At 71.3% G+C, this 16,162-nt stretch carries 17 protein-coding genes and 1 pseudogene; all 18 read left to right on the top strand.

Annotation, left to right across the window (positions count from 1 at the left end; translation table 11 throughout):
- Nucleotides 1–1,172 (top strand): annotated as a pseudogene (carB, locus tag JWN68_RS12240) (carbamoyl phosphate synthase large subunit); the annotation flags it as partial.
- A complete protein-coding gene (locus tag JWN68_RS12235; protein ID WP_366519798.1) occupies nt 1,172–2,200 on the top strand; it encodes a quinone-dependent dihydroorotate dehydrogenase in 1,029 nt (342 codons plus the stop codon). The pseudogene carB and the gene JWN68_RS12235, both read left to right, overlap by 1 nt.
- Nucleotides 2,193–3,008 (top strand): hypothetical protein, encoded by an 816-nt coding sequence (locus JWN68_RS12230; RefSeq protein WP_297739167.1) that lies wholly within the window; start codon nt 2,193–2,195, stop codon nt 3,006–3,008. Before JWN68_RS12235 ends, JWN68_RS12230 begins: the two co-directional genes overlap by 8 nt.
- Nucleotides 3,005–3,826 (top strand): tRNA-dihydrouridine synthase, encoded by an 822-nt coding sequence (locus JWN68_RS12225; protein ID WP_297739163.1) that lies wholly within the window; start codon nt 3,005–3,007, stop codon nt 3,824–3,826. Before JWN68_RS12230 ends, JWN68_RS12225 begins: the two co-directional genes overlap by 4 nt.
- Nucleotides 3,823–4,650: an orotidine-5'-phosphate decarboxylase gene (gene pyrF, locus JWN68_RS12220; protein WP_297739160.1), complete on the top strand. Its 828-nt coding sequence runs from the start codon at nt 3,823–3,825 to the stop codon at nt 4,648–4,650. Before JWN68_RS12225 ends, pyrF begins: the two co-directional genes overlap by 4 nt.
- Entirely contained in the window at nt 4,647–5,099 is a 453-nt protein-coding gene (locus JWN68_RS12215) for a hypothetical protein (protein WP_297739157.1), read from the top strand. The genes pyrF and JWN68_RS12215 overlap by 4 nt, the downstream gene beginning before the upstream one ends.
- 97 nt (nt 5,100–5,196) lie before the next feature.
- Nucleotides 5,197–5,523, top strand: coding sequence for an integration host factor, actinobacterial type (gene mihF / locus JWN68_RS12210; protein ID WP_297739153.1), 327 nt, complete (start codon nt 5,197–5,199; stop codon nt 5,521–5,523).
- The gene (gene gmk / locus JWN68_RS12205; protein ID WP_297739150.1) at nt 5,520–6,143 is read left to right on the top strand and encodes a guanylate kinase; all 624 of its coding nucleotides are present in this window, start codon (nt 5,520–5,522) and stop codon (nt 6,141–6,143) included. Before mihF ends, gmk begins: the two co-directional genes overlap by 4 nt.
- Nucleotides 6,144–6,153: 10 nt before the next feature.
- Nucleotides 6,154–6,492 (top strand): DNA-directed RNA polymerase subunit omega, encoded by a 339-nt coding sequence (rpoZ, locus tag JWN68_RS12200; RefSeq protein ID WP_297739148.1) that lies wholly within the window; start codon nt 6,154–6,156, stop codon nt 6,490–6,492.
- 111 nt (nt 6,493–6,603) lie between these two features.
- The gene (gene coaBC / locus JWN68_RS12195) at nt 6,604–7,806 is read left to right on the top strand and encodes a bifunctional phosphopantothenoylcysteine decarboxylase/phosphopantothenate--cysteine ligase CoaBC (protein WP_297739145.1); all 1,203 of its coding nucleotides are present in this window, start codon (nt 6,604–6,606) and stop codon (nt 7,804–7,806) included.
- A gap of 143 nt (nt 7,807–7,949) precedes the next feature.
- Complete coding sequence (locus JWN68_RS12190; RefSeq protein WP_297739142.1) at nt 7,950–8,768, top strand: hypothetical protein; 819 nt, start codon at nt 7,950–7,952, stop codon at nt 8,766–8,768.
- Nucleotides 8,768–9,271 carry a phage holin family protein gene (locus JWN68_RS12185; RefSeq protein WP_297739139.1) on the top strand — a complete coding sequence of 168 codons (504 nt, stop codon included), beginning with the start codon at nt 8,768–8,770 and terminating at the stop codon, nt 9,269–9,271. The genes JWN68_RS12190 and JWN68_RS12185 overlap by 1 nt, the downstream gene beginning before the upstream one ends.
- A complete protein-coding gene (locus JWN68_RS12180) occupies nt 9,268–9,936 on the top strand; it encodes a DUF3618 domain-containing protein (protein WP_297739136.1) in 669 nt (222 codons plus the stop codon). The genes JWN68_RS12185 and JWN68_RS12180 overlap by 4 nt, the downstream gene beginning before the upstream one ends.
- Nucleotides 9,937–10,094: 158 nt before the next feature.
- The gene (gene metK / locus JWN68_RS12175) at nt 10,095–11,297 is read left to right on the top strand and encodes a methionine adenosyltransferase (RefSeq protein WP_297739133.1); all 1,203 of its coding nucleotides are present in this window, start codon (nt 10,095–10,097) and stop codon (nt 11,295–11,297) included.
- Nucleotides 11,298–11,480: 183 nt separating this feature from the next.
- Nucleotides 11,481–13,499, top strand: a complete 2,019-nt coding sequence (locus JWN68_RS12170; protein WP_297739130.1) for a primosomal protein N' — start codon at nt 11,481–11,483, stop codon at nt 13,497–13,499.
- A 94-nt stretch (nt 13,500–13,593) separates the two neighbouring features.
- Nucleotides 13,594–14,139 (top strand): peptide deformylase, encoded by a 546-nt coding sequence (gene def / locus JWN68_RS12165; protein WP_297739128.1) that lies wholly within the window; start codon nt 13,594–13,596, stop codon nt 14,137–14,139.
- Nucleotides 14,139–15,068 carry a methionyl-tRNA formyltransferase gene (gene fmt, locus JWN68_RS12160; RefSeq protein WP_297739125.1) on the top strand — a complete coding sequence of 310 codons (930 nt, stop codon included), beginning with the start codon at nt 14,139–14,141 and terminating at the stop codon, nt 15,066–15,068. The genes def and fmt overlap by 1 nt, the downstream gene beginning before the upstream one ends.
- Nucleotides 15,069–15,153: 85 nt before the next feature.
- Nucleotides 15,154–15,987 (top strand): family 16 glycosylhydrolase, encoded by an 834-nt coding sequence (locus JWN68_RS12155; protein ID WP_297739122.1) that lies wholly within the window; start codon nt 15,154–15,156, stop codon nt 15,985–15,987.
- Nucleotides 15,988–16,162: the final 175 nt, after the last annotated feature.

The raw sequence follows: 16,162 nt of genomic DNA, 5'->3' as shown, positions 1-16,162 counted from the left end.
ACCCGGTGCTGGTGCGGCCGTCGTACGTCCTCGGTGGCCGCGGCATGGAGATCGTCTACAGCGACGAGGCCCTCGAGGGCTACATCGCCCGCGCGACGCAGGTCAGCCCCGAGCACCCCGTGCTCGTCGACCGGTTCATCGACGACGCGATCGAGATCGACGTCGACGCGCTCTTCGACGGCCACGAGCTCTTCCTCGGCGGGGTGATGGAGCACATCGAGGAGGCCGGCATCCACTCCGGCGACTCGTCCTGTGCGCTGCCGCCCATCACCCTCGGTGCCAGCGAGATCACCCGCATCCGGCACGCCACCGAGGCCATCGCGCGCGGGGTCGGCGTCCGTGGGCTGCTCAACATCCAGTTCGCCTGGGCCTCCGACGTGCTCTACGTCCTGGAGGCCAACCCGCGGGCGTCGCGCACCGTCCCGTTCGTCTCGAAGGCGACGGGCACCCCGTTGGCCAAGGCGGCCGCCCGGGTGATGCTGGGCGAGTCGATCGCCGACCTCCGCGCCGCCGGCGTCCTGCCCCAGCGCGACGGCGGCGACCTGCCCGAGGACGCCCCCATCGCGGTCAAGGAGGCGGTGATGCCGTTCAACCGGTTCAAGACCCCCGACGGTCGCAACGTCGACACCATCCTCGGTCCGGAGATGAAATCGACCGGTGAGGTGATGGGCTTCGACGCCGACTTCGGCCGAGCCTTCGCCAAGGCGCAGACAGCCTCCTACGGCTCCCTGCCCACGAGCGGACGCGTCTTCGTCTCAGTGGCCAACCGCGACAAGCGCAACATGATCTTCCCGATCAAGGTGCTCGCCGAGCGTGGCTTCGAGATCCTGGCCACGGCCGGCACCGCCGGTGTGTTGCGTCGCAACGGCGTCGAGGTCACGACCGTGCGCAAGCACCACGAGGGGGAGGGGCCCGAGGGCGAGCAGACCACCGTGCAGCTGATCCGCAACGGCGGCATCGACCTCGTGGTCAACACGCCCTACTCGACGAGCGGGTCCGCCCGCGTCGACGGCTACGAGATCCGCACCGCCGCCGTGAGGGCCAACATCCCGTGCATCACGACCGTGCAGGGCCTCGGCGCTGCCGTGCAGGGGATCGAGGCGCTGGCTGCCGGCGGCATCGGGGTCCGCAGCCTCCAGGAGTGGAACGCGTCGACGCTGGAGTCGCGCTGATGGGGCGGCCCTACCGCCTCCTCTTCGACCACCTGCTCAGCCGGACGGACCCCGAACGCGCACACCACGCTGCCTTCGCGGTGATCCGCGCGGCCGCACCCGCGACGAGCCGGCTGCCACGGGGGACCGGGCAGCCGGTCACGGCGATGGGACTGCGTTTCCCGCATCCCCTCGGGCTGGCCGCAGGCTTCGACAAGAACGCCGTCGGCATCGACGCCCTGGCCGCGCTGGGCTTCGGGCACGTCGAGATCGGGACGGTGACCGGGGAGCCGCAGTCCGGCAACCCCGCACCCCGGATGTTCCGGCTGCCGGCGGACCGCGCGATCGTCAACCGGATGGGCTTCAACAACGACGGTGCCGAAGCCGTGGCGAGGCGGCTGGCGGAGCGTCGGCGACGGAGGGGATCCGCCGGCCCGGTCCTGGGTGTCAACATCGGCAAGACCAAATCGGTCCCCGAGGAGCACGCCGTCGCCGACTACGAGAAGAGCGCACGCCTGCTGGCGCCGTACGCCGACTATCTGGTCGTCAACGTCAGCTCGCCCAACACCCCGGGGCTCCGGAACCTCCAGGCCGTCGACAAACTCGAGCCCCTTCTCCGGGCGGTCCGCGCGCAGGCCGACCGCGTGACCGAGGCAAGGGTCCCGTTGCTGGTGAAGATCGCGCCCGACCTCAGCGACGAGGACGTGCTGGCCACCGCGGACCTCGCCGTGGCGCTCGGCCTCGACGGCATCATCGCCACGAACACCACCGTCAGCCGTGAAGGACTGCGCAGCGCTGACAGCGATGTGGCGACGATCGGCGCCGGAGGCCTGTCCGGTCGACCCCTCACCCGTCGGGCCGACGAGGTGATGCGCGCGCTGCGCGGCCGGGTCGATGACGACATGACCCTGGTCGGCGTCGGCGGGATCACCACGGCCGAGGACGCTCGTGAGCGCCTCGCCGCGGGAGCGCAGCTCCTGCAGGCCTACACGGCGTTCGTCTACGAAGGACCCCTGTGGCCCAGGACGCTGGTGAGCGCGCTTGGCTGACGAGCACGGACCCCTGCACGTCACCGGTGAGGTGCTGGCCACCAAGAAGGCGGGCGCCTACCGGCTCCTGACGATCGCTGCGCCCGGCATCCCGCAGCGCTTCCGGGCCGGCAACTTCGTGGCCGTCAGCGTGGACGGTGGCCGCCTCGCGCGTCGACCCCTCTGGATTCACCGCGTCAAGGAGGCCGGGGCGTTCGGGGCGACCCTCGACGTGGTCGTCAACGCGGTGGGGCCGGGCACGACCTGGCTCGCGCAACGTCCAGTTGGTGCCAGGCTCGAGGTAACCGGGCCCTTGGGACGCCCGTTCGCCCTGCCGCGTGAGCCCGTCGCCTGCGTGCTCGTCGGCGAGGGGCACAGCGCGGCGCCGCTGTTCCCGCTCGCTGAGCGGCTCCGCCAACGCGGCTGCGCGGTCACCCTCGTCGTGGCAGGCCCCGACGAGGCCGGTCTCCTGTCCGCACTGGAGGCTCGGCGCTCCGCTCGCGCCGTCACCGTGATCACCGGCGACGGCTCCGTCGGGGTGCGCGGCGACGTCGCCACCCACATCGAGAGCGTCCTGGAGCGAGCGGACGCCGACGTGGTCTACGCGGGCGGACCGCTGCCGATGCTGCGGGCCGTCGCCGCTGCGGCCGAACGGCGCGGCGCGTGGAGCCAGGTGGCCCTCGAGACGCCCATGCCCTGCGCGACCGGACTGTGCCAGGGCTGCCCGGTCCCGGTGGTCTCCTACGACGGTGTCTCCCGGGTGGTGCGGGGCTGCGTGGACGGCCCGGTGGTCCGGGGGGACCGCGTGGACTGGGATTCCCTCCGATGAGCAGGCAACCCGGGCCGGTCATGGTCGCGAGCGGTTGCGGAGGCACCGGGCGTGAGCTTGCGGCGTACGCCGAACTCGTCGGCCTCGACTTCGTCACCCGGTCGATCACGCTCGACCCACGCCCCGGGGGACCGGCCCTTCGCATCGCGGAGAGCCCGAGCGGGCTGGTCAACGCGATCGGTCTGCAGAACCCCGGCCTCGAGCACTTTCTCGCCACCGAGCTGCCCTGGCTGGTCCGGGCCGGCGCCCACGTCTTCGTCTCGATCGCCGGCGGCAGCATGGGGGAGTACGCCGACCTGGCGCGCCGCCTCGGCCGGGCCCCCGGCGTGGCCGGGATCGAGATCAACCTCGGCGCCCCCCACCAGGTCGGCGAGGGGCTCTTCGACGTGCGCGAGCCCTATCACGCCGCCAGCGTGGTGGCAGCCGTCCGTCGCGAGTTCCCCGCGAACCTGCCGGTGCTCGCCAAGCTGCGGCCCGACCTCACGCGCGTCGTGGAGGGAGCCCGGGGAGCCGTCGACGCAGGTGCGAGCGCCGTCGTGGTCGGCAACTCCATCCCTGCCGCGATGCCCGACGGCCGCCCGGGTGGCCTGAGCGGCCCGGCGATCGGCCCGGTCTCGCTGCGTTGCCTCGTCGAGGTCGTGTCCGCCCTGGACCATGTCGCGGTGATCGGTGCGGGCGGCGTGAGCAGCGTCGAGGACGCCCGGCGCCTCCTCGACCTCGGGGCCAGCGCCGTCCAGATCGGCACCGCACTGTTGCATGATCCGACCACGGTGGCGCGCGTGCGCGCTGCCCTGACCAGAGAAGAGGACCCGCTATGAGGTTCGGTGCCCGGCTCCACGACGCGATGACCGGCCGAGGCAGGTTGTGCGTGGGGATCGACCCGCACTCGTCGCTGCTGCACGAGTGGGGCCTCGACGACACCGTCGCGGGGCTGGAGAGGTTCGCCCTGACCGTAGTCGAGGCGGTCGCCCCCGAGGTGAGCGTCATCAAGCCGCAGAGCGCCTTCTACGAGCGCTTCGGCTCCCGCGGGATCGCCGTCCTCGAGCGGGTCATCGCGGAGTCGCGGGCAGCTGGCGCGCTCGTGCTGCTGGACGTGAAGCGCGGCGACATCGGGTCGACCAGCCAGGCCTACGCCGATGCCTATCTCGACCCCTCGTCCCCGCTCGCCAGCGATGCCATCACGGTCAGTCCGTTCCTCGGCTTCGGGTCCATCCAGCCGATGATCGACACGGCCCGCTGCCACGATGCGGGCGTCTTCGTGCTGGCCCTGACCTCCAACGAGGAGGGGCTTGAGGTCCAGCACGCTCGCACCGGCGGGGGTGCCACCGTGGCCGGGACGATGTTCGCGCACCTCGCCCGGGTCAACGCCGACGTACGACCACTCGGCGACGTGGGTGCCGTGATCGGAGCCACCATCGGCTCCTCGGACGAGCGCTTCGACTTCAACGGCCCCGTGCTGGCACCCGGGTACGGCGCCCAGGGTGGCACCGTCGAGGACCTCCGCCGCATCTTCGGGCACACGGCGCGGCACGTGCTGCCCAGTTCCTCGCGGTCGGTCCTCTCAGCCGGTCCCGACCTGGCCTCCCTGCGTGAGGCGGCGCGTCGCGGCAACGAGGCCGTCGCATCGCTGGGCGAGGCGTGAAAGGGGCACTGGTCGCCACCGCGGCCCTGACGGCCGTCGCGCTGACCGGCTGCAGGGGCGGTGACCGGGCCGGTCCGGACAGCGACTACTGCCAGGCCGTGCAGGAGCACCAGGCCCCCCTGAGCGACATCGCGGCCAGCACCGAGCAGGGTGTTGTCTTCGAGGCTCTCGCCCACTACCGCGACCTGGCCGACCAGGCGCCGCCCGACCTGCGGGACGAGTGGAGCCAGGTGATCAGCCGTATCGAGGCTCTGGAGGAGGCGCTGGGGGAGGCGGACGTCGAACCGTCGGCGTACGACCCGGAGAGGACGCTGAAGAGCCTGCCCGCTGAGGAGCGCAGCGCCATCACCGCCGCCGCGCGCGACCTGGGCGACGAAGCCACGGTGCAGGCGATGTCCGGGATCGAGCAGCAGGCCCTGGACGTGTGCAAGACCCCGCTCAGCCAGTGAACTCGGCCATGGGACCGGGCGCCGATTGCCTGCCGACTGGCGTTCTGACTAGATTGACGCTGACGCGACCGTCCCCGCCTGACTAGGATCCAATTTCGTGGCCTTGCCCCCACTCACGCCCGAGCAGCGCCAAGCCGCGCTCGCCAAGGCTGCCTCCTCCCGCCGCGAGCGGGCAGAGGTGAAGAACCGCCTCAAGAACTCCGGCGCCTCCATCGTCGACGTCCTGCGTGAGGGCCGGGAGAACGAGGTCATCGGCAAGATGCGCGTCATCGAGCTGTTGCAGTCGATGCCCGGGCTCGGCAAGGTCCGCGCCCGCCAGGTGATGACTCGCCTCAGCATCGCCGAGAGTCGCCGCGTCCGCGGGCTCGGCATCAAGCAGGTCGCAGCGCTGACGCGCGAGTTCGGCCCGCAAGAGCCGTCTTGAACGAGGAGAGCACGCGCCCCAGGTCACGACTCATCGTGTTGGCGGGACCCACCGCGGTGGGCAAGGGCACGGTGGCCGCGGAGGTGCGACGGACCCACCCCGAGGTCTGGATCTCCGTCTCCGCCACGACCCGCCCGCCCCGGCCGGGCGAGGAGAACGGCGTCCACTACTGGTTCGTCTCGGACGCCGACTTCGATGCCATGGCACAGCGCGGGGACCTGCTCGAGTGGGCGGTCGTCCACGGCAAGCACCGCTACGGCACGCCTCGCGGGCCGGTTGAGCTCGCGTTGGCTAGCGGCCACCCCGCCATGCTCGAGATCGATCTGCAGGGCGCGCGACAGGTGCGCGAGACGATGCCGGGCGCGTTCTTCGTCTTCCTGGCGCCTCCGACGTGGGAAGAGCTGGAGCGTCGACTGGTCGGTCGCGGCACCGAGACCGCTGCCGAGCGGGAGCGTCGACTGGAGACTGCACGGGTCGAGCTGGCGGCCGAGACGGAGTTCGATGTCACGGTGGTGAACCACGAAGTTCACGCTGCGGCCGAGGAGTTGGTAGCCTTGATGGGAGTCGAGGCTCCAGATCATGAAGAAGCCTCGACCAACTGTTCTCCACCAACATTGTGAGGCTTTAGCTGTGTCTGCCCCCAACATCGCCGCCGAGGGCGTCACCAACCCCTCGATCGATGACCTGCTCACCAAGACCGACAGCAAGTACAAGTTGGTCCTCTACAGCGCGAAGCGCGCCCGGAAGATCAATGCCTACTACTCCCAGCTCGGCGAGGGCCTGCTCGAATACGTCGGTCCGCTCGTCGACACCCACGTCCAGGAGAAGCCGCTCTCGATCGCGCTGCGCGAGATCAACGAGGACCTGCTGACGTGTGAAGACGTCGACCCCGCCGTGCTCGCTGCCGAGGAGGCCGCTGCCGCGACCGCCCGCGCCGAGGCGCAGGCGCAGTTCAACGCTGCTGAGTGACGTGTGACCACTGAGTCCGTCGAGGCCGTGTCCCCTGAGGGGGCGCGGCCTCGCGCTCATGTCGGGGATGGTGCGCCTGCCACAGTTTCCGGGCCCCGGGTCGTCCTCGGGGTGAGCGGCGGCATCGCGGCGTACAAGGTGTGCGAGCTCCTCCGTCGCCTCACCGAGTCGGGTCACGACGTCACGGTCGTCCCGACCGCATCTGCGCTGGAGTTCGTGGGCGCCGCGACCTGGGCCGCGTTGTCCGGCAGACCGGTCTCGAGCGAGGTGTGGACCGACGTCCACGCCGTGCCGCACGTCCGGATCGGTCAGGATGCCGACCTCGTCATCGTGGCTCCCGCCACCGCCGACCTCATGGCCAGGGCCGCCCACGGGCTGGCCGACGACCTGCTCACCAACACCCTGCTGACGGCCGGTTGCCCGGTGGTGTTCGCGCCGGCGATGCACACCGAGATGTGGGAGCACCCCGCGACCGTCGCCAACGTCGCCACCCTGCGCGAGCGTGGCGCGGTGGTGATCGAGCCGGCAGAGGGCCGGCTCACCGGCAAGGACACCGGCAAGGGCCGCCTGCCCGAGGCCTCGGAGATCTTCGACATCGCGATGGACGTGCTGTCCCGGGGCGTCGCTCGCCCCGACCTGGCCGGTCGCCGCGTGGTGGTGAGCGCCGGTGGGACGCGCGAATACCTCGACCCGGTGCGCTTCCTGGGCAACCGCTCCTCGGGGCTCCAGGGCTACGCGCTGGCTCGTGTCGCCGCTGCCAGGGGAGCCGAGGTCACGCTGATTGCGGCCAACGTGTCGCTGCCCGACCCCGCGGGGGTGAAGGTGGTCGCCGTCGAGACGACAGCCGAGCTCCACGACGCGGTGGTGGCGGCCGCTTCGTCCGCGGACGCTGTCGTGATGGCAGCCGCGCCCGCAGACTTCCGGCCGACGTCGGTGAGCGAGGACAAGATCAAGAAGGCTACCGACGGCACGTCGCCGGTGATCGAGCTCGAGCAGAACCCCGACATCCTCCACCAGATCGCCCACCACCGGGTGCGCGAGGGCGCAGTCATCGTGGGCTTCGCCGCCGAGACGGGTGACGCGGACGGCTCGGTCCTCGACCTGGCGCGCGCCAAGCTGACCCGCAAGGGCTGCGACCTGCTCGTGGTCAACGACGTCAGCGGCGGAGCAGTGTTCGGCAGCCCGGACAACGAGGCAGTGATCCTGGGGGCCGACGGCATCAGCGTCGACGTACCCCGTGGCACGAAGGCTGCCCTCGCGCAGGTCATCTGGGACGAAGTGGCGCGCCGGTTCGACCGCGACGTCACTGCCTGAGACCCCCTCAGCCCGCCCCGATCCTTCGCCCGAAGGGGTGAAGATCGCGGCCCTTGACCTTTGGGGTGTAGCGAGTCCGGTCGAAGGTGGGAAGTGTCGGGTGCTGGGGGACGACCGTCCCTCACGACCGACAGGAGCGATCAATGTCCCAGACTTATGGCACTCCCTCCAGCGGAGCTGGCGGCGGCAGCGACCAGCCCTCCGACTGGACTTCGAACAGCGCGCAGGACAGCACGCGTGACGTCGCAGCCGAAGAGGCACGCGGGGTCGCGGGTGACGTGAAGTCGGCGGGGCAGCAGACCGCAGCGACCGCCAAGGACCAGGCCGCCCAGGTGGCCGGCGAGGCGAAGGTCCAGGCTCGCCAGGTCCTCGACCAGGCCAAGCAGGAGCTCGACCAGCAGGTCCAGAGCCAGCACCAGCGCGCCGCAGGCGGGCTGAGCGCCCTGGCCGACGAACTCTCGGGCTTGGTGCAGGGCACCGGCTCGCAGGAAGGCATGGTCCACGACCTCGCCCAGCAGGCAAGCGACCGCGTCCGTGAGGCAGCGCAGTGGCTCGAGCAGCGCCAGCCCGGCGAGGTGCTCGAGGAGGTCCGATCGTTCGCCCGCCGTCGCCCCGGCGCGTTCCTCGCCGCGGCCGCCGTCGCCGGACTCATCGGCGGTCGGATGACGCGGGGCCTGGCTGACCAGGCACGCGACGAGAGCAGCAGCGACTTCTCGAGCGGTCGCCGCATGGCGTCGACCCCCGGCACGGACTCGTACACCTCCGTGCCCGGTCAGCGCGCCTACACCGAGACCCCGGTCGGTATGTCGACGATGCCGCCCACCCCGGCGACCACCTCGTTCGCCGACCCGGTCGACGACGACGTGCTGCTCACCGGCACCTCGGTCGAGGACCCGCTGACCGACACGACTCGGACCTGGGGCGGCGAGCCGTCGGGACCGTACGGCGAGGAGAACCGCTGATGAGCAGCCCGACCGCTGGCCCGGGCGGTGGTGGTCGACCCTCGATGTCCGAGTCCGTCTCCAACGCCATCCCGCCCGCGGAGCCCTTGGGAGGCTCCCACGCGACGTACGAGAAGGGTGAGGTCTCGTCCATCGGGGCGCTGATCTCCGACATCTCCACCGACCTGACCACGCTCCTGCGCCAGGAAGTGGCGCTGGCCAAGGCCGAGGCCACCCAGTCGGCGACCAGGGCAGGAAAGGCCGGCGGACTGCTGGCCGGCGCTGGCGTCGCCGGGCACTTCCTCCTGCTGTTCCTGTCGCTGGCGCTCTGGTGGGCGCTGGGCGACCTGCTCGACGCACCCGGCTGGGCGTTCGTGATCGTCGCCGTCCTCTGGGGAATCGTCGCGGCGGTGCTGGCGTCCATGGGGCGCAAGGAGCTCAAGGAAGTGACCGGTATGGAACGCACCGCCGACACGGCGAAGCGCGTGCCCGATGCACTGAAGGGAAATGAGGGAACACGATGACCAGCTATGACAACTCCAACCACGACGTGAGCACGAGCAACGATCCCGACGTGTTGCGGGCCGAGATCGACCAGACCCGCGCCAACCTGAGCCAGAACGTCAACGCGCTCGGCGAGGCAGTGACGCCCGGGAACATTGCCAAGCGTCAGACCGACAAGGTGAAGGGTGCTGCTGTGGGCGTCAAGGACAAGATCATGGGCTCCGCCCAGGACACCGCCAGCTCGGTGGGCGGCAGCGCCTCCGGTCTCGCCAGCTCCGTGGGCGACAGTGCCTCCGGGATCGCCGGCATGCCGGGCCAGGCCACGAGCACGGCCAAGACCAAGGCCCAGGGCAACCCGATGGCCGCCGGCCTCGTCGCCCTCGGTGCCGGTTGGCTCATCGGCTCGATGCTGCCCGCCAGCGAGCGGGAGCGCCAAGCCGCGCAGTCGGTCAAGGAGAAGGCTCAGCCCCTCCTCGAGGAGGCCCAGGAGCTGGGCAAGGAGGCGGCCTCGAACCTCAAGGAGCCCGCCCAGCAGGCTGCGGAGTCCCTGAAGTCGACCGCGCAGGACGCGACGGAGACGGTGAAGGCCGAGGGCCAGCAGCAAGCAGCCGACGTCAGCCAGAGCACCGCCGAGTCGCAGCAGCGTGTCCAGGAGCACCAGGCACGACCTGACACCTCGATCTGAGGCTCACGCGTACGGCGCGCCCCGACGGATGATCCGTCGGGGCACGCCGTTTCTCGTCGGTTGTTTCTCGATTCGTTGGGTGAGACGCAGATCTTGCATAGTGGGCCTCCGATACCGTGGCTCAAGCAAGTTGAGTACCGATGACAGGAGCACCGACTGTGGCTGGACGCCTCTTCACCTCGGAGTCCGTGACCGAGGGTCACCCGGACAAGATCGCCGACCAGATCAGCGACGCCGTCCTCGACTACCTCATGGAGAACGACTCCGACCGTGAGAACCTCCGCGTCGCCGTCGAGACCCTGCTCACGACCGGGCTCGTCGTCGTTGCCGGCGAGGTCCGTACGAATGCCTACGCCCCGGTGGCCGACCTCGTCCGCGCCAAGATCCTCGAGATCGGCTACGACTCCTCCGACAAGGGCTTCGACGGCACCACGTGTGGCGTCCAGGTCGCGATCGGCGCCCAGTCCCCGGACATCGCCGCCGGCGTCGACCAGGGCATCGAGGCCCGCGTCGGGGACTCCGAGGACGACCTCGACATGCGCGGGGCCGGCGACCAGGGCCTGATGTTCGGCTACGCCTGCGACGACACTCCCGAGCTGATGCCGTTGCCGATCATGATCGCGCAGCGGCTCTCCCAGCGACTGACCGAGGTCCGCAAGGACGGCACGCTGGACTACCTGCGTCCGGACGGCAAGACCCAGGTCACGATCGCCTACGACGAGGACGACCGTCCCACCCGCGTCGACACCGTGGTCCTGTCCACCCAGCACTCCGAGGACGTGGAGCACGCCACCCTCGAGGCCGACATCAAGCAGCACGTCATCGACCCCGTCCTGGCGAGCTTCAGCATCCCCTCCGACGGCTATCGCATGCTCGTCAACCCCACCGGCAAGTTCGTCGTCGGCGGGCCCATGGGCGACGCCGGCCTGACCGGGCGCAAGATCATCGTCGACACGTACGGCGGGATGGCCCGCCACGGCGGTGGAGCGTTCTCCGGCAAGGACCCCTCGAAGGTCGACCGCTCGGCCGCCTACGCCATGCGCTGGGTCGCCAAGAACGTCGTCGCTGCGGGCCTCGCCCGTCGCTGCGAGGCGCAGGTCGCCTACGCCATCGGCAAGGCGGCCCCCGTGGGCGTCTTCATCGAGACCTTCGGCACCGGCATCGTCTCCGACGAGGCGATCCAGCAGGCGGTCCTCGAGGTCTTCGACCTGCGGCCGGCCGCGATCATCCGCGACCTCGACCTGCTCCGTCCCATCTACGCCAAGACGGCCGCCTACGGCCACTTCGGCCGCGAGCTCCCCGAGTTCACGTGGGAGACCACCGACCGGGCCGACAAGCTCAAGGCTGCCGCCGGCGCCTGATTCGTCGTTCCTCCCCCTGCTCCTTTCGGACGTGCTGACGTCCCCGGATATCCGGGGACTTCACCACGTGTCGGGTGTGGCAACGACTGACACGTGACGGACTTCCCTGACAGGTCGCACACCGTGGCGGCCCTGTGGACTGCGCTGAGCGGACCGTCGGTGGGCGCTGGTTGAATGCGCCGCATGACCAGCCACGAGACCGAGCCAGCGCAGATGCTGCCCGGTCTGCGCGCTGCCGTGGCGGACGCCAGGGCCAAGGCCGCGCTGACGCGGGCGCGCAAGGCAGCGGACTTTCAGCCGGCCGCGGTCGACCCCGTGGCGAGGGTGCTGGTCGACATACCGCTTGCGCACCTCGATCGTCCCTTTGACTACGCGGTGCCCGCCAAGGACGCGGCGACGGCCGTTCCGGGCGCGCGGGTCAAGGTCCGCTTCGCGGGACAGGACGTCGGTGGGTTCGTCCTCGAGCGGGCGGCCGGCAGCGTGCACCCGGGGAAGCTGCAACCGCTCCGCCGGGTCGTGAGCGCAGAGCCGGTCCTGCACCCGGAGGTGGCTGAGCTCACCTCTCTCATTGCCGCGAGGTACGCCGGATCGCGCGCCGACGTCATGCGGTTGGCCGTGCCGCCGCGTCACGCTGCCGTCGAGAAGGAACCCTCGCCACCCGGCCCTGCCCCGACTGCGGAGGTCGACCCGGCGACGTGGGAGCACGTCGTCCACGGGGCGACCTTCCTGGCGCACCTCGGCGCCGGCGGTGTGCCCCGGGCCGTGTGGAACGCCGCCCCGGGCGACGACTGGTCGGCGATGCTGGCCCATGCGGTCGCGGCCACCCTCGCCACCGGTCGCGGCTCGTTGATCTGCGTCCCCGACCAGCGCGACGCGGCGCGCGTCGCCACGGCGATCGAGGACCTCCTCGGCCCGGACCAGCATGTGGTGCTGAGCGCTGACGCGGGTCCGGCGAAGCGCTACCGCGACTTCCTCTCCGTCTCCCGGGGAGCCCGGCGGGTGGTCGTGGGGACCCGATCGGCGGCCCTCGCGCCGGTCCGCGACCTCGGCCTGGTCGTGATCTGGGACGACGGCGACGACCTGCACGCTGAGCCGCGTGCGCCGTACCCCCATGTTCGCGAGATGCTCACGACGCGTGCGGAGGTGCAAGGCACCGCGATGCTCGTCGCCGGGTTCGCCCGCACGTGCGAGAGCGTCCTGCTCCTCGCATCCGGTTGGGCCCACGAGCTCACGTCCGAGCGCTCGGTGCTCCGTGACCGGGCGCGGGTCGACGTCGTGCCGGGGGAGAACCGTGCCGTCGGGTCGCGGATCCCGCGGGCGGCGTACGACGCGATCCGGGAGGGACTGACGACCGGCCCGGTCCTGGTCCAGACGCCCCGAGCCGGCTATGCCCCGTCCCTCGCTTGCGAGCGCTGCCGGACACCCGCGCGCTGCCACATGTGCGCCGGTCCGTTGGTGCTGGGCGGCCCCACGACACCGCCGACCTGCCGGTGGTGTGGGACGCCCGACCCGGCCTGGGCGTGCCGCGAGTGCGGCCACCGTGGACTACGTGCCCCGATCCGTGGGGAGGCCCGGACGGCCGAGGAGCTGGGAAGGTCGTTCGCGGGCACCACGATCCGGACTTCGAGCAGTGACCGGGTCCTCGCGGGCGTCTCGGACCGCCCCGACATCGTGGTGGCAACGGTCGGCGCCGAGCCGCCCGCGGAGGGGGGCTATGCCGCTGTGGTCATCCTGGACACGTGGCTCACCCTGGCCCGGGACGACCTCCGGGTCTCGGAGGAGGCGCTGCGCCGGTGGCTCGGGGCCGCCGCTCTGGTGCGCGCCCGGGGTCGGGTGGTGGCGGTCGGCGACCCGGCCCTGCCGGTGCTGCAGGCGCTGGTCCGCTGGGACCCGGCCGGGTTCGCTGCTCGGGAGCTCGCGGAGCGGTCGCAGACCCACCTCCCGCCCGCCGCACGCCTTGCCACGATCACCGGCCAGCCTGGCGCCCTGGACGACGCGCTCACCCTGCTAGCGCTGCCGGAGGTGGCGGACGTCCTCGGACCGGTGCCGGTGGACAGCGACAAGGGGGAGCAACGAGTCGTCATCCGGGTGCCGCTCGCGTCCGGCCAGGCGCTGTCCGATGCCTTGGGCGAGCTGCAGCGGGTGCGGAGCGCGCGCAAGCTCGACGCCGTCCGCATCCAGGTCGACCCCCTCGTGATCTGACAGACTCGAGCCATGTTCCACGTCGGGATGGCGCGGCGCGAGCAGGTCTGAGCCCTCTCTAGACTGGCCCCTCCCGACCGAGGAGAAGCACCGCGTGGCAGTCCAGCCCATCCGATTGTTCGGCGACCCGATCCTGCGCAGGCGGGCGGTCGAGGTCGATGACTACGACAAGGAGATCCGCACCCTGGTCCAGGACCTCACCGACACGATGCTGGCCGCTCCCGGCGCCGGCCTCGCCGCCCCCCAGATCGGCGTGGGCCTGAGGGTCTTCACCTGGAACGTCCACGGCGAGATCGGTCACCTCGTCAACCCGGTCCTCTCCCTCAGTGACGAGACCCAGGACGGCGCGGAGGGTTGCCTGAGCCTGCCGGAGCTCACCTACGAGTGCCTGCGAGCGCTCTCGGTCGTCGCGACCGGCTTCGACATGTACGGCGAACCGCAGCGCATCGAGGGCTCCGAGCTGCTCGCCCGGGCGATCCAGCACGAGACCGACCACCTCGACGGGATCCTGTTCATCGACAAGCTGGACACCGAGGCCCGCAAGGCCGCCATGAAGGAGATCCGCGAGTCCGAGTGGTTCGGCCTCGAGCGTCCGAGCCTCAAGGTCAGCCCGCACACCACGTTCGGCCTCGGTCTCTGATGCGCCTCGTGTTCGTCGGCACGCCCGAGGTCGCGTTGCCTGCCCTCGACGCGTTGGCCGCCTCGGGTCACGAGCTCGTCGGGGTCGTCACCCGTCCCGACGCGCCCGCGGGGCGTGGCCGCAAGCTCGTCGCCAGCCCGGTCGGCCTCCGCGGCGAGGAGCTCGGGGTGCCGGTGCTCAAGCCCGGGCACCCTCGTGATCCCGAGTTCCAGGCCACCCTGAGAGACCTGCGCCCCGACGCGTGTCCCGTCGTCGCCTACGGCGCCCTGCTGCCCCAGTCGGCGCTCGACATCCCCGAGCACGGCTGGATCAACCTGCACTTCTCGATCCTGCCGGCCTGGCGCGGTGCGGCGCCGGTCCAGCACTCCATCTGGGCCGGCGACGAGCTGACCGGCGCCAGCACGTTCCGGATCGTCAAGGAGCTCGACGCAGGGCCCGTGTTCGGCGTGATGACCGAGCGGATCAGGCCGACGGACACCGCCGGCGACCTGCTCGACCGGCTCGCCCACGGCGGCGCGGAGCTCCTGGTGCAGACGATGCACGGCATCGCCGACGGCTCGCTCGCGGCGCGGGACCAGTCCGGCGAGGGTGTGAGTTTCGCCCCCAAGATCCTCGTCGACCACGCGCGGATCGACTGGCAGGAGCCGGCCGCCGGGCTGGATCGTCAGATCCGCGCCTGCACGCCAGGGCCAGGTGCCTGGAGCACCTGGGAGGGCGAGCGCTTCAAGCTCGGCCCGGTCAGCATCGTTCGCGGCCGCGAGCGGCTCGAGCCGGGGGTGCTGGAGGTCACCAAGAACGCGGTGTTCGTCGGCACCGGCACGGATCCGGTCGAGCTGGGGGCAGTCAAGGCCCACGGTCGCAAGCAGATGCCAGCAGCCGACTGGGCGCGGGGGACCACCGTGCCGGCCGGGGCGCGCCTCGGCGACTGACCCGGCCGCATTCCCGGGTGCGGGGCGTGGTGAGGTTCTCCGGAACTTGCCCCGACCCCGACGACACCGCGTACGGTCGGTCACCATGACCTCTTCGCTTCTCCGTGCCCGACCCCGCCGTGCTGTCGTTCTCGCCGGCGCCGTCCTGGCCACCCTGTTGACTCCTGCGCTGGCCAGCGCCCCGGCGCACGCGGACCACGCCGGTGACGAGCCGGGACCGATCAACGCCGCCAGCACCAACGGCTGGTGGAACCGGGGGGTCGCCTGGCGTGAGGAGTTCGAAGCGCCGTACACCGGTCAGATGGGCCCCCAGTGGCAGCCGTCCGGCCTCGGGCAGGTCTGGCACCAGAACGGCATGCTGACGCTGAACACGACCAGCCAGGGCAGCCTCTCCGCGACCCTGGCCGGGCCCGGAGCAGAGGTCGGCCGCTGGGAGACGCGGCTCCGGAGCCGGCAGTACGGCCGGGGCAACGGCCGCTATCGGGTGCTCGCGGAGCTGGTGCCCGCTGCCGGTGCCGAGCAGAACTGCGGTGGCCGCAACATCTCCATGGTCAGCTACACCCCCAACGCGAGCACCGCCCACGTCTACGCCCGGACGCTGCCGGACGTGGCCCACCGAGCCTCCCGCACCGGCATGGACCTGGGCGCCGACCGCTGGCACACCTACGCGGTGGAGGTCACGCGCGAGCGGGTCTCGTGGTTCATCGACGCGCACGTCGTCTTCACCGAGAACCGCGCCGACCTGGTCTCGGGAGTGCCGTTGACGGTCCGCTTCACGATGGAGGCCAAGCCGGACCGCGCCATGAACGTGAGCCGGATGCAGATGGACTGGGTCCGCCACTGGACCCTCGAGGCGCCCAACACACTGTCGGTCGACGCGCCGCCCACTCGAGCGGGCGTCTACAACAAGTCCTGCTGACCGGGTCTAGGCTCGCCTCTCGTGAGCAGGCCAGCGCGACCCGAGGACGTCGACGAGATCTGTGCCGCCCTGCCGAGCACGGAGCTCGGAACGTCCTGGGGGGACGTGCCGACGTGGAAGGTTCCGGCGGGGGACGAGGGCAGGGGCTTCGTGCTCTACCGCCACCCGCACCCGA

It is taken from the genome of Nocardioides sp., assembly GCF_025964975.1.
Taxonomy (GTDB): Bacteria; Actinomycetota; Actinomycetes; order Propionibacteriales; family Nocardioidaceae; genus Nocardioides.
This window is presented reverse-complemented; position numbering and strand designations above follow the sequence as displayed.